Origin of the sequence: Microbacterium sp. W4I4 (assembly GCF_030816235.1) — a bacterium.
GTDB lineage: Bacteria > Actinomycetota > Actinomycetes > Actinomycetales > Microbacteriaceae > Microbacterium.
On record NZ_JAUSXT010000001.1, the window covers coordinates 3,752,483 to 3,770,572 of the forward strand.

Sequence of the window (18,090 nt, forward strand, 5' to 3'; positions counted from 1 at the left end):
GTAGGCTGGCGGCATGAGCACCGTCGCCCTCATCGACGACCACGAATCGGTCCGTCTGGGACTCGAGGCCGCCTGTCTGCGCGACGGCGAGCAGAAGGTCGTCTTCTCCGGCGCCACCGTCAAGGAGTACCTGACGTGGCGTTCTGCGACGGGGGCGCCACCCGCAGAGGTGGTGCTGCTGGATCTCACGCTGGGCGACGGCACCACCGTCACTGAGAACGTCGCGACGCTCGCGGCCGACGGTGCCAGCGTCGTCATCCACAGCGTCGCCGACCGGCCCGCTGCTGTGCGCGAAGCGCTGGTGGCGGGTGCAGTCGGCGTGGTCAGCAAGTCGTCGGCGCTGGATGACGTGCTGGATGCCATCCGCACGGTCGCCCGTGGTGAGGCGCTGAACAACGTGGACTGGGCCAGCGCCGTGGACGGCGACCGAGACTTCGCCGACGCCCAGCTCTCCACACGGGAACGCGAGGTGCTGCGGCTGTACGCTGCCGGTCTGCCGTTGAAGTCGGTGGCCGAGCGCCTGGGCGTGGCCTACTCCACGGCGAAGGAGAACATCACCCGCATCCGGGTGAAGTACGTCGACGTCGGGCGTCCTGCGCCGACCAAGGTCGACCTGCTGCGCCGTGCGATGGAGGACGGCATCGTGGCCCCGGATGGGGTGTCGAGTGCCTGAGACCCGCAGCATCCGCGAGGCGTGGAGCAACATCCCGTCGCCCGGTGAAGTGGGAGTGGGGCTGGAACGGTTCACCGGACAGCGCATGGAGCGCATCCTCGCCGTCGTGGGTGCGATCGGATCGGCCGCGCTGGGCGCGCAGGCCATGCTCAGCGCGATCAGCCGGCTGCAGAAGCTGGATGGCCCGCACCTGGCGATCATGATCATGGTGTTCGGCCCCCTGGTGTGGATGATCCTGGCCTGCGTGACGGGACGCTGGGTGAAGCAGGCCGCGGGGACGTTCGCGGTCGTCTACGTACTGGCGCTGCTGCTGTGGCCGTCCGTGGTCGAGCGCACGCTGTCGGAGGCCGCCAGCCAGCCGTGGATCTTCTTCCTGGTGAACATCGGCGTGATCGCGGCGATGCTGGCTTTCGTGCCGAAGCTGCAGCTCGCCTGGGCGCTCGGTCTGCCCCTGATCTACGGATACGTGCGGCTCGCGCAGGGCGACTTCACGCAGAGCTACTGGATCACGACGGCCTTCGACGTGTCGTTCACGCTCATCCTCGGAACGGTGATCGTCTCGCTGGCGTGGATGTTCCGTCAGGTGGCCGGCGGAGTCGACGAGGCCAGATCCCGAGCGGTGGAGTCGTATGCGGCCGCAGCTGCGGCATCCGCCTCGGAGGAGGAGCGCGTGGCGATGGCCGCGCTCATGCACGACAGCGTGCTGGCGGCGCTGATCGCCGCCGAGCGCGCCGACAGCGAGCGCGAGCGCACGCTGGCCGTCGCGATGGCCAGAGAGGCGCTGACCCGACTCGCGAACACCGAGGCGTCGATCGCGCAGGAGGGCAGCGACGAGCCCGTGCACCGCTCGCAGATCGTCGCCGAGCTGCGACGCACGCTCTCGGAGCAGGGTGCGGATGCGGTGGTCGAGGAACGCGGTGCTCCGACGGAGGTGCCTGGCCGTGTGGCCAGGGCGATCGTGCTCGCCGCCCGCCAGGCGATCGGCAACGCGCTCGCGCACGCCGGCGGCCACGGGCTGCATGTGGTGGTGGAGTCATCGGGAGCGGATCGGCTCACCGTGCTGGTTCTGGATGCCGGGCCCGGATTCGATCAGGGTGCCATCGGTGAGGACCGGCTCGGCATCCGCGCGTCGATCGTGGCGCGGATGGCGGCGGTCGCGGGCACATCCGAGATCAGATCGGATGCCACCGGCACGACCGTCGAGCTCAGGTGGGAGCCGTCATGAGGCGCAGCGTCCGCAGCATCACCACAGCCTTGGCCCTCGGCTTCGCGCTGTACTTCGCCGCGCGCGCGATCTGGTGGATCGAACAGCCCCGCGGGCCGCTGTTCATGGTCGCCGCGATCGTGCTCTACCTGGCGGCCATCCTCACCGCGGTGCTGTCGTCGCGGGCGGGGACGGTGCGGATGCCGATCGCCGCAGCGGTGCTCGCCCTGATCGCGAGCGCGGCAGTGCCGACGCTGGTGACGCTGGCCCTGGATCCGGGCATGCGGGGCGCGCCGTTCGCGACCTGGTACATCGGGGCGATCGGGCTGCTCGCGGTCATCTGCATCGTGCGGCGCAATCCGCTGATCGGATGGATCATGCTGGTCATCTTGATCGCCGCGGCCTCGGTCTCCTTGGGGATGGGCGAGGCGTTCACGCTGGGGCTGGTCGGCTCGATCACGTGGGTGGTCGTGGCCCAGCTGCTGGTGCTGTTCTGGGATCGCGCGGTGCGTGACACCGAGCGTCTGGCGGACATCCAGCGGGCGGTGTCGGCCTGGCATGCCACGCAGCTGGTGCGTCAGCGCGAGCGGCGCGTGCGGGCGCAGCGGGCGCTGGCGATCGCCGGCCCGCTGCTGACGCGCACGGTGGCCGCGCACGGTGCTCTCACGGCGCAGGAGCGGCTCGAGGCCCGGCTGGCGGAGGGCACCATGCGGGACGAGTTGCGGGGCGCGAGCCTGCTCAACGATTCGGTGCGCCAGGCGATCTCGGATGCCAGGGTGCGCGGCGCCGTGGTGACGGTGTTCGACGAGGGCGGACTGGAGGGCACCGAGGAGGAGCGCCTCAATGAGATCCGCGATGAGCTCGCCGAGGTGCTGGCGAAGGTGCGCTCGAACCGGGTGATCATCCGGGCGGGCCGCGATGACGAGATCGCTGTGACCGTGGTGGGACGCGAGGCCGGTGGCGCGCACGACGACGACACCGTGGATCTGTGGCACGCGATCCGTCGCGTCGCGGACTGAATCGCCGAGCCCTGCCTGGGCGGGGAGGAGAGTGGGCGAGGGGCGGCGAAGCCGCCCGCCCCTCGCCAGCGCGAGACAGTTACCCGAAAACTGCCCGCAAGGGGGCGGTACTGCGTCTGTCTACCCTGGGACAGAGCAGCCGCCTAACGCGAAGCGTTGGTATCAGTCTGGCGACTGTCAAGAATTCTGTCTGTAGGTATTTCGGGGGACAGCCTTTTGGCCATCGGCCACGTCCCTTTTGGCCATTCAGCCTTTGACTGTTCAGCCGGTGGCTGTTCAGTCTGTGGCTGTTCAGCCGGAGAAGCGGCCCCACGGGATGTCACGGCGCAGCGGCTTGCGCAGGCCGCGCTGCGTGCGCTGCCAGACCGAGATGTGCTTCTCGTCGGCGACGGCTTCGTCGGTCTCGCGCACGTACGCGTCGCTGACGACCGCGAGGAGCGCTGCCAGCTCTTCTTCATTGGGGGTGCCGCGGACGATCTCGATGCGCGGCGTGTCGTCGGCCTCGGTCACAGCGGGATGTTCCCGTGCTTCTTGGGCGGCAGGTCGGCGCGCTTGCCCTTGAGGGCGCGCAGCGCCTTCGCGATCGACACGCGGGTGTTGGCGGGCTCGATGATGCCGTCGATCTCACCGCGTTCGGCGGCGAGGAAGGGCGAGGTGACGCTGTAGGTGTACTCGTTGGCCAGGCGCGTGCGCACGGCGGCCACGTCCTCGCCGTTCTCCTCGGCCTTCTTGATCTCACCGCGGTAGAGGATGTTCACGGCGCCCTGGCCGCCCATGACGGCGATCTCGGCTGTCGGCCAGGCGAGGTTCACATCGGCGCCGAGCTGCTTGGAGCCCATCACGATGTAGGCGCCGCCGTATGCCTTGCGCAGGATGACCGTGACCAGCGGAACGGTGGCCTCGGCGTAGGCGTAGATGAGCTTCGCGCCGCGGCGGATGACGCCGGTCCATTCCTGGTCGGTCCCGGGCAGGTAGCCCGGGACATCGACGAGGGTGACGATCGGGATGGAGAACGCGTCGCAGAAGCGCACGAAGCGGCTGGCCTTCTCGCCTGCTTCGATGTTCAGGGTTCCGGCCATCTGCGAGGGCTGGTTGGCGATGATGCCGACGGAGCGGCCTTCCACGCGGCCGAAGCCGATCACGATGTTCGGGGCGAACAGGGGCTGGACTTCGAGGAAATCGCCGGCGTCCACCACATGCTCGATGACGGTGTGGATGTCATAGGGCTGGTTGGCGGAGTCGGGGATGATCGTGTTCAGTCGCTGGTCGGCATCCGTCGTCTCCCATTCGAACTCGGAGGCGTAGTCCGGCAGCTCGGCCATGTTGTTGTCGGGGAGGAAGCTGAGCAGCGAGCGCGCGTAGTCGATCGCGTCGTCCTCGTCGGAGGCGAGGTAGTGTGCGACGCCCGAGCGGGTGTTGTGCGTGTAGGCGCCGCCGAGCTCCTCCATGCCGACGTCCTCGCCGGTGACGGTCTTGATGACGTCGGGGCCGGTGACGAACATCTGGCTGGTCTTGTCGACCATGATGACGAAGTCGGTGAGGGCGGGGCCGTAGACGGCGCCACCGGCGGCCGGTCCCATGATGATGGAGATCTGCGGGATGACGCCCGAGGAGCGGGTGTTCATCTTGAAGATCTCGCCGTACTTGCTGAGGGCGAGGACGCCCTCCTGGATGCGGGCTCCGCCCGAGTCGAGGATGCCGACGACCGGCATGCCGCTGGTGAGGGCGAACTCCATGATCTTGATGATCTTGTCGCCGGAGACCTCGCCGAGCGAGCCGCCGAAAGTGGTGAAGTCCTGCGAGTAGACGGCGACGGTGCGGCCGTGGATGGTGCCGATGCCGGTGACGACGGAGTCGCCGTAGGGACGGTTGCGGTCCATGCCGAAGGCGGTGGTGCGGTGGCGCACGTACTCGTCGAACTCGACGAAGCTGCCGGTGTCGACGAGCATCTCGATGCGCTCGCGGGCGGTCATCTTGCCCTTGGCATGCTGCTTCTGCTGGGCGATCTTCTCGGGCTCGACGACTGCTTCGTCGAATCGAGCGCGAAGGTCCGCGATCTTGGCGGCCGTGGTCGAGAGGTCAGGGGTGTCCGTCACGGATTCCACCCTATCGTCGGGTGCGGCCGAGGCGTTGGACGACGTCCACAACGGGTTCGGGATTCCTTTGGTGGCAGGCGCAGTGCGGGCCGATCGTCACGATCTCAGCAGCCGGGTGCGGTGGGGTTTTCGGTGCAGGTGTGGGCGACGAGGGCGGTGTGTGCTTCGTAGATGTGGATGTGTTGGGTGGTGCCGGTGATGGTGAGGGTGCCGGTGATGGGGATCCAGCCGGTGCCGAGGTCGATTTCGGCGGTGTAGGTGGTGTTGGCGTGGGCTGTGTAGGTGCCGCGTTCGGTGTAGGTGTGGCTGGTGTCGGTGGGGGTGAATTGGGGGAGGTGGAGGTGTTCCCAGGTGTTGCCGCTGGTGGTGGATGTGCGGGTGGTGGTGTCGCCGTAGTGGAAGGTGAAGGTTTTGGGGGTGAAGCGTGCGGTGAGGGGGTAGCCGAAGAGGGTGCCGTTGCGGGTGTGGGTGGTGGCGGTGGTGGTGAAGTTGGTGGGGAGTCCTGCGACGCCGAGGTTGTTGGGTTCGCCGGTGAGGGTGGCGGGTGCGGGGGCGAAGCTGGCGAGGTCGGTGATGGAGAACGCGGGCGTGGCTGGTGTGATGCCGTCTTCGGTCGGTTCTACGTCCTTGGGTGTCAGGCGGAGGCATTCGTCGAGGCTGGTCCACTCGACGCACCGGTTGTCGAACGGGTGCGTCGGCTTCGGCGGCTTCGGGGTGACGGGGATGTTCGCGATCGGGTTGGTTGGCGAGTGATGGTTTGAGTTGTTCGTATCTCCTCGCCACGTCTGAGTCTGACTGACATCAAGTGTTGCGTTGTCCGGATCCTTCGAAATGACGGCTGTCGCCCCGCCGATCTCTTCGGGTGGTGGCGGGTTCTTCGCGAAAGCGGCAAGCGGCGCGGCGACCAGAAGCGTCACGACCACACCGATTGTGAGTGACGCTCTCAACATGTGAAGCCCTCGTCAACCTCATGGTTCGAGGCAATGCGTAAGCCGGTCGTGGTAGGGCCAGGCTTGAAGGTCACCTTTCGTGCCGCGCGTGGCAACCTTCCTTCAGGAAGAGCGGAGCTGCCATCTGACCGGAGAAGATCCACGGCAGATACGTCAATGCAGAGTTGGACTACGACTTCAACGTTTGACGCTGTCAGCGGCTCAAAGGAGTCGAAGGTCGAATCTCCCGTGCGCGTGAGTTCCTCCGCATGGTAAAGAGTCAGCGCCTCCTTCTCCGAGGCGAGCGCGGTTCCCGTATTCCAGGAGTAGACGGGCTCAAATGTGGACGCATCCGAAATGTCTGTCGAGTTCAGCGCGTCGGTGTATGCCCCGTACGTCTCCTCTGCCGCGGCAAAGGCTTCTTCGTCCGATGCGAACAACGCGGTCTTCGTCGGCTTGGGTTCCGGCTCGGGGGTGCAGGCGGCCAGCATCCCGAGCGCGAGCAGACCGGCGGACAGCGCACCGACGGCGCGGAGGGACGAGGTCGCGAAAGTCACCCGGACACGGTAACCCGAATGGCGCGGCTCTCGCTGGAGTTATCCACAGATGGCAGACTCGTGCCGCGCGGTTCAGAAGGGTGCGTGGGCGTCGGTGGACGCTGCCCAGTCGATGTCTGTTCTGGGAAGTGAGGGCTGTTCGGCGGGGGCTGGTGGTCCGCTGGGCACGAACATGACGCGTCGGGGTGGCCGATCATTGTGGGTGCGTCCGGTGGGGCTGGTCCATTGGAGGGTCCAGTCGGGGAGTTGCCGGACGGTCCAGCGGTGCGCATCGGGAATGTCGGGATGCTTGAGCGCGTGGTGCGTCTTGCAGAGATTGGCGAGGTTGCGCAGCTCGGTGCGCCCGCCCTTGGCGTAATCGAACGTGTGGTCGGCCTCGCAGCGGTGCACGGGCATGCGGCATCCGGGGAAGCGGCAGTGCTGGTCACGGGCACGGAGGTATCGGCGCATCCCGGCGGTGGGCATGTACGTGTCGGTCTGTGTGACGAAGCCGGTGGGATCCAGGAACAGCCTCGTCCAGCTGGTGGCATGGCCGGCAAGGATCCGGGCGGCGTCGGGGTGCAGTGGCCCGTGGCCGTCGAGCTGCGCGGACCGGTCGTCGGCGCCGGTGAGAGTGTTCGCGCTGATGGTGACCTGGACGTGGGCGGTGATGTTCTCCAGCCCGGTGCCCTGGGCGTCGGTCGGGGAGGCGCCCAGGAGCAGGTCGGTGAGCAGGTCAGCGCGGATCTGATCGAGGGTGCGGGCATCGGCGGGGATGTGGGTGACCTGCGGGCCGGCGGCGATCATCGCATCGACATGCGCCCAGTACGCGTCCAGTGCCTCTGCGGTGTCCTCTTCGAACGGGTCGCGGGTGAACGTGCCATCCCCGAAGATCACCCCATCATCACCACCGCCGTCGTCGTGGTCGTCGGGGAGGGTGGGGTTGCGGTGTTCTGGGTGCTGCTTCTGGTAGCGGCCCATCTGGGTGAGGCGGTCGATGATCGCCTGCACCAGGTACTCGGGGAGGACGGCTTGCAGCATCGCGAGCCCGTCACCGAGCGGCCGAGAACTGATACCCCGTTCCGCTACCGCATTCTCATGCCGTTCGGTGAGGCTGAGCCCCACCAGTGCGGCCGCGAGTTCCCGCACGTGCGCGCGGGTGCGGGCGGGCGCATCCCGGGAGGCGAACTCCAACGCGCCCGCCTCGTAGAAGCCGAGCGTGTCCGGGTGGATGCTGCCGGCGGTGATCGCTTGGGTCACGGCCGTGGACGCGTGCAGGATCTCCCGCACGTGCGCGGCACTGACCTCCCCTCCCGTGAACGCGTCTTGCAGGGCGGGGAAGCCGTCTGCGAGGGTGCGGGCATCGGTGAACGCGTGATCGGCGGCGCCCTGCGCGATTCGTCCGGCCGCGGAGTACTCCGCGAGCATCGACCGCCAGATCGCGTCCCGATGCATCGGGGTGTCCACCACATCCTGATCCATCAGCGCGAGCCGGTCCGCCAGCAGACCCGCCGAACGCGCCTCCAGAACGGCGATCTGCCTACGCGTCTGGACCCACTCATCCAGCAGCGCGGCCTGCGCTTCACGGTGTGCGATCGGGTCGGTGGGCATGCCTCCAGCGTAGTACAAAGATTCGAAAATGGGAAGTGTTCGTGGAGAAGATCTCAGGTGCGTTTCCGACGTTCCGGCTCGCTGACACTCGCTCAATGACCGGAAAGCGCGGGCCCTTCGACCGGCAAGCGGGACCAGGTCGCTCACACCACGAATCTCCACACGTACTCCAGGCCATCCCGCTGTCGGAACCAGGCGATCGTGACCACGACATCATCGAGTTCGGAGCCGCACAGGCACAATTCGATGCTCTCGGCCGGCAGCATCTGACCCCACAGGTCCACGAGATCCGCAGGTGAGGCGTCGCTGCGCATCACTTTCACGAAGTCGACGGGTTCCGCCCCTGCGTTCATGACGACCGGATGACTCCGGTCAGCGCGAGTGACCACCCACGGCACGCAATACGCAGTCGGTGGCGGACCTTGGGCCGGATCGATGGAGTGCAGCATCCCGCAAAGCTAAGGATGGCGACGGACGCCGCATCCCCGCGAACGACAGCCCTTGCAGAACCTGGGGAGAAGTCGTTTCAGTTCTCGGATGTGGAGGAGGAATCGACCTCGCCGACAACATCCGGCTTGCGTCTCCTCAGACGTGACGTGACGTTCGATCCGAGCAGACGGGCTCCGTGCAGCATCCGCCACTCCAGCTTCTCGCTGCCCGGCACCGGCTCCAGTTCCTTCGGCAGCCAGGCGGGCGCCGCACCGAACGCGCGGCGCGAGTTGTTCAGCACACGCCTGCCGAGCAGATGGTTGCCCGCGCCGCCGATCACCGCGCCCACACCGAACGGCATTGCCTTGCCGATGAACGACGCCCCGCCGCGCGACGCGAACTGACGGATGAACTCCGACTTCAACCGGTCCACCAGAGGCCCCATCGCCGCGCGGGGGAGCGACTTGGTCACCAGCTCGCCCCAATAGGAGGAGCGGGTGCCGCCCTTCCCGGTGGCCTGCTTGGTCAGTTGGGAGACGAGGTCGACGCCCTCCTTGCCGAGCATCAGTGCCATCACCAGGGCTCGGGCACGCTCCGGATCCTCGATGGCGATGCCGTGCACCTCGGCGACGGACTGCGCGAACAGTGCGGTCGACTCCATGAAGCCCACCGTCTCCGCGCCCGACAGCGCGAGCGTGATGCCCGTGCCGATCCCGGGGATCACCGCGGTCGCTCCGACCGCGGCTCCGCCGGTGGTCACCGCAGCGAGGTAGCGGGTCTCGAGGATCGCGACGATCTGCTGGGTCGTCGCATGGGGATGCCGCAGACGGATGCTGCGGATGTGCGCCACGACGAGCGGACGCTGCACGGCGAGAACGCGATCCAGACCGCGGGCGGTCCACCGGCGTCTCCCCGCCTCGGAGGGCACGGCAGATCGCGATTCCCCCTCATCGGGGAGGATGTACAGCGGATGAACCTTCTCGGACATGTGGCGATCATAGGCGCGGCATCCGCGAGAAAGCCGAAAGCCGCCTCCCTGCGGGAGACGGCTCTCAGAAGTCCTTCGACAGGCTCAGGAACCCATCTGGATCACACGTAGAGGTTCGCGCGCTCCAGGTCCTCGGCGAAGTCGACCTCGACCGCGTACAGGTCGGAGACGTCCATCGGCTCGAGCAGCAGGCCGTCCTCGGCGATCGCCAGCTCGAGGCCGCGCTCGAAGTAGTCCTGATCCTCGACGCGCTGCAGCTGGCGGATGAACGCCTTCTTGTCAGCGGAGGAGATGTAGTTGATGCCGACCGCCTCGCCGAGACCGCCCTTGACGGTCTTCGACAGCTCCTTGATGAAGCCCTCGGCGGTGACGGTGTACTTGACCTCTTCGTCGCTCACCTTGGAGGTGTTGACGGTCACGAAGGACTGGTCGCGCTCGATGTACTCGATGGCCCGGCCCAGGATGCGCGGGTCGAAGACGACGTCGCCGTTCATCCACAGCACCCCGCCCTTGCCGGTGGCGTTCAGCGCACGCAGCAGGCTCTTCGAGGTGTTGGTCACGTCGTAGCGCTCGTTGTGAACGTACTTCGCGGTGGGGAACGCCTCGATGATCGTCTCGGCGCGGTAGCCGACGACTGCGTTGATGCGGGCGTCGTTGCCGAATGCCGCGCGGATGTTGTCGTGCTGCTGCTGCATGATGGTGCGTCCATCGCTCAGCTCGGTGAGCGGCTTCGGCAGTGCGCGGCCGAGGCGCGAGCCCATGCCTGCGGCCAGGATGACGGTCTGAAGAGTCACGGTTTCTCCTAAAAAGAACTGGTGTTCACCGCCGATTCATCGACGGGACACCTCTTCGTGCCAGCAACATGCTACTGATTCCACCTGGGAGACCCCGGAAGGAGGCCGTCGCCGTTGCCGTTTCGTGATCGTTTGCACACCTCTCACTCAGGCTCGGAAGCGCGTGCCGGCGGCGTTCCGGAGTACCGAGATTTCAGCGGGAACGCGCGCCTCGGGTTGATAGCGTAGTACCCGTGACTGCTTCTCGGGACTCCGGAGACGACCGCATCGACATCTCTCAGAACGAGAACGCGGATGCCGCTGATGCGCCCGCGGCCCAGAAGAAGTCTCCGCGTGCGACCGCGGCATCGACCGCCCGCAAGACTCCCGCGCGCAAGACGGGCACCTCCGCGGCCAAGTCAGGCGCAACCAAGTCGGGCGCCGCGAAGACGGATGCGGCCAAGACGGATGCTGTGAAGAAGGCCGCTTCCACGACCGCCGCAGCGAAGACAGCGGCAGCTCGACGCACTGCTGCGGCCACGGCCGCGAAGACCGCCGCGGTCAAGAAGGCGACGGCGACATCTGCCGCGACCAAAGCCGCCGCGAAGTCGAACGCAGCCAAGACCGCGTCCGAGAAGGCCGTCGCCGCTGCCAAGCAGGACGCGGCTTCGCTGAAGCCCAAGTCGACGACGGCCAAGAACACCAAGCCCGCCACGGCGAAGGCTCCTGCGGCCAAGAGCACCGCCACGAAGAGTGCAGCGGCGAAGAGCACCGCAGCGAAGTCGACCGCGGCGAAGTCGACCGCGGCGAAGTCGACGTCCTCCCCGGCGAAGATTCCCGCGACCAAGTCGGCGACGACCAAGGCCACCGGCGCCAAGGCTCCCGCGACGAGGGCCGCCTCGGCCAAGACTTCCACGGCGAAGTCGACCACCGCGAAGTCGACTGCTGCGAAGCCCACGACGACCACGCGCACCTCAGCCAAGGCCGCGCCGGCAAAGCCGGCCGCCACCAAGACCGCCGCCGAGCCGGCAGCCACCAAGACCGCCGCCACCAAGACCACGGCTTCCAGGACCGCCGCCGCTCAGCCGGTCGCGGACGCACCTGTCGAGCTGACGGTGGGCCGCGAAGGGGCCTCGTCCCCGCGGCTGGTCGCCGCGTCGAACAGCGCCGAGGCCCCGACCGAGGCGAGGCCGCCCCGGGGAACGCCCACGGCCGCAGGCCCGACGTTCGATGCGCCCGCGGTCGCCGCGATCGCCGACACGACCCCAGACGCCGTTCTCCCCGTCGACACGGCTCCCGACGATTCCATCGCGCCGAGTTCGACCGAGGACCGCGGCGACGCGATCCGCATCCGTGGTCTGGTCAAGCGCTTCGGCGACACGCATGCCGTCGACGGCATCGACCTGACCGTGCCCGCCGGCTCGTTCTACGGCCTGGTCGGCCCCAACGGCGCGGGCAAGACGACGACACTCTCCATCATCGCCGGATTGCTGCGCCCGGACGCCGGCACGGTGCACATCAGCGGCATCGATCAGAAGGCGAACCCGCTCGGAGCCAAGCGTGCGATGGGCGTGCTGCCCGACCGCCTCCGCACGTTCGACCGCCTCACCGGGCGTCAGCTGCTGCACTACTACGGTCAGCTGCGTCGCCTGAATCGTGCGGTCATCGACAAGCGCGTCGGCGACCTGGCGCGCGCCTTCGACCTCACCGAGGCGCTGGGCCGCGTGGTCTCGGACTACTCGGCGGGTATGACCAAGAAGCTCATGATCGCGGGGGCGCTGATCCACTCGCCGCGCGTGCTCGTTCTCGACGAGCCGTTCGAGGCCGTCGACCCGGTCTCCTCCGGAGTGATCCTCGACATCCTGCGCTCCTATGTCTCCCACGGCGGCACGGTCATCCTCTCCAGCCACGGCATGGATCTGGTGGAGCGGGTCTGCTCACGCGTCGCGGTGATCGTCGACGGCGAGGTCCTCGCGGAGGGGACCATCGACGAGGTGCGTGCAGGCCAGTCGCTCTCGGCACGGTTCGTCGAGCTGTCCGGCGCGGGTTCCGAAGTGGAGGGGCTCGAGTGGTTGCACACGTTCTCCGCCTGAGGCTGGCCCTGCTCGCAGGTGCCCTGCGCGGTGAACGTCCGGGGCGCAAGCTGTTCGCGCTTCTCGCGACCGTCGTCGTCACCATCGCCGTCTGCATCGCGGTGATCGGGCTCAGCAGCGCCACGGTGGCTCCCGCGGGCACGCTGACGGTGCTCGCGGCCGCGGCGACCTTCCTCGCCTTCTTCCTCGCCCCCATGCTGACCGGTACGCCCGATCAGCTCGATCCGCGCAGGTTCGGCCCATTCGGGGTCGACGAGAAGCGGATGCCGTGGATCCTCGCGCTCGCCTCGCTGGTCAGCATCCCGAGCCTCGCCCTCATCGCCGTCAACATCTGCTTCGTCATCATGGCGGTCGCCGTCGGCGGGGTCGCGTGGCCCGTCGCCGTGGCTGCGGCGATCGTCGCGGTCGTCTCCACCGCGGTGGTCGCCCGCATCGGCATGGCGATCAGCGCGATCACGTTGCCCGAGCGCCGGTCGCGCGAGCTGACCGTGCTCTTCACGATCCCCGTGATCGTGGTCGCGTTCCCGGTCGCCGCGTACTTCGCCTCTCTGAAGTGGGACGGCCGGGTGCCGGAGTCGGTGGCGGCCGCGGCCACCGTCGTCGGATTCTCCCCGATCGCGGCTCCGCAGGCGTTCCTCTTCCATCTCGCCGAGGGCGACACGGGAGCCGCGTGGGCGAGCGGGCTCATCGCCCTGGCATCCCTGGCGCTGCTCCTGGCCCTGTGGGTGCACCTGGTGCGGCGCCTGCTGACGACCACCGAGCGTCCGTACGCCACCCGCGAGCGCTCGGGGCTCGGCTGGTTCGGCTCGCTGCCCGCCAATGCCTTCGGTGCGGTCGCCGCGCGCAGCCTGGTCTACTGGCTGCGAGATCGCCGCTACATCGTCAACATCCTGGTCGTGCCCATCGCCGGCGTTCTGACCGTGTTCCCCCTGATGGTCGCGGGTGTGCCGCTGTGGGCGGCCGCGCTGGTGCCGGTGCCGCTGATGGCGCTGTTCTTCGGCTGGCTGCCGCACAACGACGTCGCCTACGACTCCACGGCGCTGTGGATCCACATCGCCAGCGGTGTTCGGGGGCTGCCCGACCGGCTGGGCCGGCTGGTTCCCGTGCTGCTCGTGGCGATCCCGGTGCTCGCGATCGCCGTGTCGGTCACCCTCGCCTACATCGGGTACTGGCACCTGCTGCTGCCCCTGATCGGTGTGGCGGCCGCCCTGCTTCTGACCGGTCTCGGCATGTCGAGCATCGCGTCGGTCGTCGCCCCATACGCGGTGTCGCGCCCGGGCGACAGCCCCTTCCAGCAGCCGCAGCGGTCATCGTCGCACGGCTCGTTCGGCGCCGCAGGCACCTTCGTGGGGGCTCTGATCTTCAGTGCACCGACGCTGTGGCTGTTCGTGCTGACCGTCGTCGAGGGCGACGAGCATGCGCCGGCCGCATTCTGGACGGGCATCATCACCGGCGTGCTCGTGCTGTTCGGCGGCGCCGCGATCGGCGGGGCCATCTTCGAGCGCAACGGCGCACGGCTGATGGAGTTCGTCGAGACCACCTGATCCCGGTGCCGGGACGGCGGCTAGAATCTCCCCATGAGTACTCCGCTGGACAGCCCCGATCAGGGTGGCGTGGCAACACTTGATCGCGAACTCGAAGAGCTTCTCCGCGAGGAGAACCTCGAGCCCGGCGACCATGAGCGCTTCTCGCATTACGTCAAGAAGGACAAGATCCTCGAGTCGGCCATCACCGGCAAGCCGGTGCGCGCCCTCTGCGGCAAGAAGTGGACTCCGGGGCGCGACCCCGAGAAGTTCCCGATCTGCCCGACGTGCAAGGAGATCTACGAGAAGATGGTCGGCTAGCCCCGATCAGCGTCAGTCCTGATCCAGAGACCGTCAGTCCGCGTCGACAAACACCGTCGGGATCGCCGGGTCCGACTTGCTGAGCGCGAGCGCCCGCACGGGAAGTTCCTCGCGAACCCGCAGGTGATGCTCGCGAGCTGATGCCGTTCCGGCCGGACCCTCGTATGCGGAGTCGATCTCGCCGGCGTCGACGAGCAGGACCTGCAGCGCCCGTCCCTCCGGGTGATCGGAGGCGGTGTCCAACTGCTCGAAGCCGTCGGCGACCATGATGGTCTCGGCAGTCGCCACGCCGTCCTGCAGGGAGCGGAAGGCAGCCTTGCGCCCACCCTTGGAGCCCTTGTCGGTGGATGCCTTCGCGACGGCGACCCAGCCGCCGTCGGCATCCTGACGCGCCACGAGCTTGTAGACCATGCCGGCGGTGGGGTAGCCGGAGCCAGTGACGACCGAGGTGCCGACCCCGTAGAAGTCGACCGGTGATGCTGCCAGAGCGGCGATCGCGTACTCGTCGAGGTCGCTCGTGACGGTGATCTTGGTCCCGGTTGCGCCCAGTTCGTCGAGCTGTGCGCGGACCTCGGCCGCGACGATCGGAAGATCGCCGGAGTCCAGGCGCACGCCACCCAGCCCGGTGCCCGCCACGCGGACGGCGGTCTCGACGCCGGTGCGGATGTCGTAGGTGTCCACGAGCAGGGTGGTGCCCACACCGAGGTTGTCGATCTGCGTGCGGAACGCGGCCTCCTCAGTGTCGTGCAGCAGCGTCCAGGAATGCGCGGCGGTGCCCATGGTGGGGATGCCCCACCGCCGGCCGGCCTCGAGGTTGCTCGTGGCGCCGAACCCGGCGATGTAGGCGGCGCGCGCGGCGGCCACGGCGGACTGCTCGGCGGCGCGGCGCGAGCCCATCTCTGCCAGCGGACGCTCCCCGGCGGCGATACTCATCCGCGAAGCCGCGGTGGCGACCGCGGAGTCGTGATTGAGCACGCTCAGCGCCAGGGTCTCCAGCACCACGGCATCCGCGAACGATCCCTCGACGGTCAGGACCGGGGAACCGGGGAAGTACAGCTCGCCCTCGCGATAGCCGCGGATGCTGCCGGTGAACCGATAGTGCTCCAGATACTTCACTGCGGCCGCATCCACCACGTCGTGATCACGCAGGAACCGCAGCTCTTCGTCGCCGAAGTGGAAGTCGCGCAGCAGCGACAGCAGGCGCCCCGTCCCGGCGACGACGCCGAAGCGGCGCCCGCCGGAGAGTCGCCGTGAGAACAACTCGAAGACGGAGGGCCTGCTCGCCGTGCCATCGCTGAGCGAGGCGGCGAGCATGGTCAGTTCGTAGCGGTCGGTGAGGAACGCGGAGCTCATCCGCTCAGTGTATCGGCGTGCCGGATCGGGAATACTGATGTGAAGGCCGGATCGTCCCCGGCCGCCGAAGTGCGAACGCAGAAGGAGCCGACGATGGCGCAGGCCGAGCTGGAGCGTCTGGCCAATGCCGTCCTGTGGCCAGGGTTCCTCGGACGCACCGTGCCCGGCTGGCTGGCGGATGCCCTGGCGAACGGCCTCGCCGGAGTCGTCTACTTCGCGCAGAACCTGGACGGCGACACCGCGGCCCTGAGCAGCGACATCCACCGCATCGCCCCGCTTGCACTGATCGGCATCGACGAGGAGGGCGGCAGCGTCACCCGCCTGGAGACCTCCACTGGTTCCACCCTCCCGGGGGCGGCGCAGCTCGGGATGCTGGACGACGTGGAGGACACGCGCGCCACCGGGTACGAGATCGGGCGCCGCGTCGCCGCGATCGGCGCGGATGTCGTGATCGCACCCGTCGCCGATGTGAACACCGACCCGCGCAACCCCGTCATCGGCGTGCGGGCGTTCGGCTCGACCACCGACCTCGTCTCCCGGCATGTGGCGGCGGCCGTGCGCGGCATCCAGTCCACCGGCGTCGCAGCGTGCGCCAAGCACTATCCCGGGCACGGCGACACGCACACCGACTCGCACCACGACCTGCCGCGCCTGACGCTGAGCCAGGACGAGATCGACCGCGTGCACGTGCCGCCGTTCGCGGCAGCGGTGGATGCCGGCGTGCTGTCGATCATGACCGCGCACATCGCTGCACCGCAGTGGGGCGACGCGCCTGCCACGCTCAATCCGCTCGTGCTCGGCCGCCTGCGTGCGAGCGGCTTCGACGGTGTGATCGTGACGGACGCACTCGACATGGCCGCGATCCGCGAGACGGTCGGCATCGGCGGGGGAGCCGTGCGTGCGCTCGCGGCCGGTGCCGACCTGCTCTGCATCGGCAACCCGACGAATCCGGGCGAGCGGATGCTGCCGGACCAGGACGAACTGGACTACCTTCAGGCGCGCGATGCCATCGTCGTCGCGATCCGCTCCGGCCGACTGCCGCGGGCGCGCGTCCAGGAAGCGGCGCGTCGGGTCGCCGCGATGGCCGAGGTCGTCCGCTCCCGCGGCCCGGTCGCGGAGATGCCGTTCGACCCGGATGCCATCGCCGATCGCGCCCTGCGGATCGACGGCGCGTACGCCGCCTTCGACGATGCCCCGACCACGGTGCTCGACCTGCGTCGGGCGTCCAGCCTCGCCGTCGACAGTGCGGGCGCGCACGTCGCCCTGGCGCTCGCCGCCGGAGGGGAGATCTTCCGACTCGACGCGGATCGCGCATCGGATGCCGGGATCGACGCCGCGATCACCGGCGACGGACAGCGCGTGGTGCTCGTCGACCGCATCGATGCGGGTTCTCCGCAGCGGACAGTGCTCGACCGCATCCGCTCGGCCCTGCCCGGGGCCGTCGCCGTCAACGTGGGTCTGGCCGTCGATGACGCCGGCCCCACCGTCACCGCCTCAGCGGCGAGCCTGCTCGCGGCACGAGTCGCCCGCCGCGCCCTGCTGAACCCGCCCGCCTGAGTCCGCCCACCGCCCCGGAAGAGGAACCATCATGACCGACCGCGCAGAGCTGCGATCCACCCTCGAGACGTTCGCGACCGAGCGGGTGGATCCGCGCTTCGCCGATCTCGACACGCTCGACACGCGCGCGCAGGTGCGACTGATGGCCGAGCACGGCCACCGTGCGGTCGACGCGGTCGCCGAGGCGGGGGAGAGCATCGCGCGGGCCGTGGACGGGATCGTCGAGCGGATGCGTCAGGGCGGCCGACTGATCTACATCGGTGCAGGCTCTCCGGGCAGGATCGGCGTGCTGGACGCCAGTGAGATCCCGCCCACTTTCGGCGCCGATCCCGGTCTGGTCGTGGGCGTCATCGCCGGGGGAGAGCACGCGCTGCGCTCTGCTGTGGAGAACGCCGAGGACGACGCCCCTGCCGGGGCCGCGGCGCTCGCCGAACTCGAGGTCGGCCCACTGGACAGCGTGGTCGGCATCTCGGCATCCGGTCGCACGCCCTACGTGATCGGCGCGCTGCGTGCGGCGCGCGAACGCGGCGCACTCGCGATCTCGCTCGCCGGAAACAGGTCGGCGCAGATGTCCTCCGACGCCGACATCGCGATCGAGGCGGAGGCGGCTCCCGAGATCGTGGCGGGCTCCACTCGTCTGAACTCCGGCACCGCGCAGAAGCTCGTGCTGAACATGCTCTCCACCCTCGCGATGGTGCAGCTCGGCAAGGTCTACGGCAACCTCATGGTCGACGTGCGCTCCACCAACGAGAAGCTGCGCGCCCGCGCCGAACGCATCGTCATCGCCGCCACCGGATGCACCCCCGACGAGGCCGCGGCGGCGCTCGCCGCCGCGGATGGATCTGTGAAGCTCGCGATCGGGATCGTGGCGTCCGGCACCGACGCCCAGGCCGTGCGCGACGCGCTGAGCGCATCCGACGGACACCTGCGCGTGGCCCTCGGTGCGCTCGGTTCCCGCCCGGCATCCAGCCCGGCCGAGTAGCAG

General features: G+C 68.6%; 17 protein-coding genes. 8 read left to right on the forward strand and 9 right to left on the reverse strand.

Annotation, left to right across the window (positions count from 1 at the left end; translation table 11 throughout):
- The first annotated feature begins 13 nt into the window (after window positions 1–13).
- Genes QF046_RS17815 through QF046_RS17825 form a run of 3 tightly spaced genes read left to right on the forward strand, consistent with a single transcriptional unit; the run spans window position 14 to window position 2,896 of the window.
- Complete coding sequence (locus tag QF046_RS17815) at window positions 14–673, forward strand: response regulator transcription factor (RefSeq protein WP_307372415.1); 660 nt, start codon at window positions 14–16, stop codon at window positions 671–673.
- Window positions 666–1,898, forward strand: a complete 1,233-nt coding sequence (locus tag QF046_RS17820) for a sensor histidine kinase (RefSeq protein WP_307372416.1) — start codon at window positions 666–668, stop codon at window positions 1,896–1,898. Before QF046_RS17815 ends, QF046_RS17820 begins: the two co-directional genes overlap by 8 nt.
- Window positions 1,895–2,896, forward strand: a complete 1,002-nt coding sequence (locus QF046_RS17825; RefSeq protein WP_307372417.1) for a hypothetical protein — start codon at window positions 1,895–1,897, stop codon at window positions 2,894–2,896. Before QF046_RS17820 ends, QF046_RS17825 begins: the two co-directional genes overlap by 4 nt.
- Before the next feature lie 291 nt (window positions 2,897–3,187).
- Here the strand turns inward: QF046_RS17825 and QF046_RS17830 are convergent, their stop codons facing one another.
- From QF046_RS17830 to QF046_RS17865, 8 genes are all read right to left on the reverse strand, one after another.
- A complete protein-coding gene (locus QF046_RS17830) occupies window positions 3,188–3,406 on the reverse strand; it encodes an acyl-CoA carboxylase subunit epsilon (protein WP_307372418.1) in 219 nt (72 codons plus the stop codon).
- Window positions 3,403–5,001 carry an acyl-CoA carboxylase subunit beta gene (locus tag QF046_RS17835; RefSeq protein WP_307372420.1) on the reverse strand — a complete coding sequence of 533 codons (1,599 nt, stop codon included), beginning with the start codon at window positions 4,999–5,001 and terminating at the stop codon, window positions 3,403–3,405. Before QF046_RS17835 ends, QF046_RS17830 begins: the two co-directional genes overlap by 4 nt.
- 95 nt (window positions 5,002–5,096) lie before the next feature.
- The gene (locus QF046_RS17840; RefSeq protein WP_307372422.1) at window positions 5,097–5,909 is read right to left on the reverse strand and encodes a hypothetical protein; all 813 of its coding nucleotides are present in this window, start codon (window positions 5,907–5,909) and stop codon (window positions 5,097–5,099) included.
- A 26-nt stretch (window positions 5,910–5,935) separates the two neighbouring features.
- Entirely contained in the window at window positions 5,936–6,478 is a 543-nt protein-coding gene (locus QF046_RS17845) for a hypothetical protein (protein ID WP_307372424.1), read from the reverse strand.
- A gap of 72 nt (window positions 6,479–6,550) precedes the next feature.
- Window positions 6,551–8,068: an HNH endonuclease signature motif containing protein gene (locus tag QF046_RS17850; protein WP_307372427.1), complete on the reverse strand. Its 1,518-nt coding sequence runs from the start codon at window positions 8,066–8,068 to the stop codon at window positions 6,551–6,553.
- A 143-nt stretch (window positions 8,069–8,211) separates the two neighbouring features.
- On the reverse strand, window positions 8,212–8,421 hold the full coding sequence (locus QF046_RS17855; protein ID WP_307372429.1) for a hypothetical protein: 210 nt from the start codon (window positions 8,419–8,421) through the stop codon (window positions 8,212–8,214).
- A gap of 173 nt (window positions 8,422–8,594) precedes the next feature.
- Window positions 8,595–9,485, reverse strand: coding sequence for a hypothetical protein (locus tag QF046_RS17860; protein WP_307372431.1), 891 nt, complete (start codon window positions 9,483–9,485; stop codon window positions 8,595–8,597).
- A 101-nt stretch (window positions 9,486–9,586) separates the two neighbouring features.
- Window positions 9,587–10,279 (reverse strand): NTP transferase domain-containing protein, encoded by a 693-nt coding sequence (locus tag QF046_RS17865; RefSeq protein ID WP_307372433.1) that lies wholly within the window; start codon window positions 10,277–10,279, stop codon window positions 9,587–9,589.
- 233 nt (window positions 10,280–10,512) lie between these two features.
- Here QF046_RS17865 and QF046_RS17870 point away from each other — a divergent pair, with 233 nt between their 5' ends.
- Genes QF046_RS17870 through QF046_RS17880 form a run of 3 tightly spaced genes read left to right on the forward strand, consistent with a single transcriptional unit; the run spans window position 10,513 to window position 14,195 of the window.
- On the forward strand, window positions 10,513–12,351 hold the full coding sequence (locus QF046_RS17870) for an ABC transporter ATP-binding protein (RefSeq protein WP_307372435.1): 1,839 nt from the start codon (window positions 10,513–10,515) through the stop codon (window positions 12,349–12,351).
- Entirely contained in the window at window positions 12,327–13,895 is a 1,569-nt protein-coding gene (locus QF046_RS17875; RefSeq protein WP_307372437.1) for a hypothetical protein, read from the forward strand. Before QF046_RS17870 ends, QF046_RS17875 begins: the two co-directional genes overlap by 25 nt.
- A 33-nt stretch (window positions 13,896–13,928) precedes the next feature.
- Window positions 13,929–14,195, forward strand: a complete 267-nt coding sequence (locus tag QF046_RS17880) for a DUF3039 domain-containing protein (protein WP_307372439.1) — start codon at window positions 13,929–13,931, stop codon at window positions 14,193–14,195.
- A gap of 33 nt (window positions 14,196–14,228) precedes the next feature.
- On the opposite strand, the gene QF046_RS17885 is transcribed toward QF046_RS17880, so the two are convergent.
- The gene (locus QF046_RS17885; protein ID WP_307372442.1) at window positions 14,229–15,548 is read right to left on the reverse strand and encodes a nicotinate phosphoribosyltransferase; all 1,320 of its coding nucleotides are present in this window, start codon (window positions 15,546–15,548) and stop codon (window positions 14,229–14,231) included.
- 93 nt (window positions 15,549–15,641) lie between these two features.
- On the opposite strand from QF046_RS17885, the gene QF046_RS17890 reads away from it, so the two are divergent.
- Both QF046_RS17890 and murQ read left to right on the forward strand, forming a co-directional pair.
- Window positions 15,642–17,105 (forward strand): glycoside hydrolase family 3 protein, encoded by a 1,464-nt coding sequence (locus QF046_RS17890; protein WP_307372444.1) that lies wholly within the window; start codon window positions 15,642–15,644, stop codon window positions 17,103–17,105.
- Between the two features lie 31 nt (window positions 17,106–17,136).
- Complete coding sequence (gene murQ / locus QF046_RS17895; RefSeq protein WP_307372448.1) at window positions 17,137–18,087, forward strand: N-acetylmuramic acid 6-phosphate etherase; 951 nt, start codon at window positions 17,137–17,139, stop codon at window positions 18,085–18,087.
- The last annotated feature ends 3 nt before the right edge of the window (window positions 18,088–18,090 follow it).

Bases quoted from the DNA above. Each gene is read 5' to 3' on its own strand.
- QF046_RS17885 (WP_307372442.1), bottom strand. From the start codon at position 15,548: ATGAGCTCCGCGTTCCTCACCGACCGCTACGAACTGACCATGCTCGCC.
- QF046_RS17815 (WP_307372415.1), top strand. From the start codon at position 14: ATGAGCACCGTCGCCCTCATCGACGACCACGAATCGGTCCGTCTGGGA.
- QF046_RS17850 (WP_307372427.1), bottom strand. From the start codon at position 8,068: ATGCCCACCGACCCGATCGCACACCGTGAAGCGCAGGCCGCGCTGCTG.
- murQ (WP_307372448.1), top strand. From the start codon at position 17,137: ATGACCGACCGCGCAGAGCTGCGATCCACCCTCGAGACGTTCGCGACC.
- QF046_RS17855 (WP_307372429.1), bottom strand. From the start codon at position 8,421: ATGAACGCAGGGGCGGAACCCGTCGACTTCGTGAAAGTGATGCGCAGC.
- QF046_RS17880 (WP_307372439.1), top strand. From the start codon at position 13,929: ATGAGTACTCCGCTGGACAGCCCCGATCAGGGTGGCGTGGCAACACTT.
- QF046_RS17825 (WP_307372417.1), top strand. From the start codon at position 1,895: ATGAGGCGCAGCGTCCGCAGCATCACCACAGCCTTGGCCCTCGGCTTC.
- QF046_RS17860 (WP_307372431.1), bottom strand. From the start codon at position 9,485: ATGTCCGAGAAGGTTCATCCGCTGTACATCCTCCCCGATGAGGGGGAA.
- QF046_RS17890 (WP_307372444.1), top strand. From the start codon at position 15,642: ATGGCGCAGGCCGAGCTGGAGCGTCTGGCCAATGCCGTCCTGTGGCCA.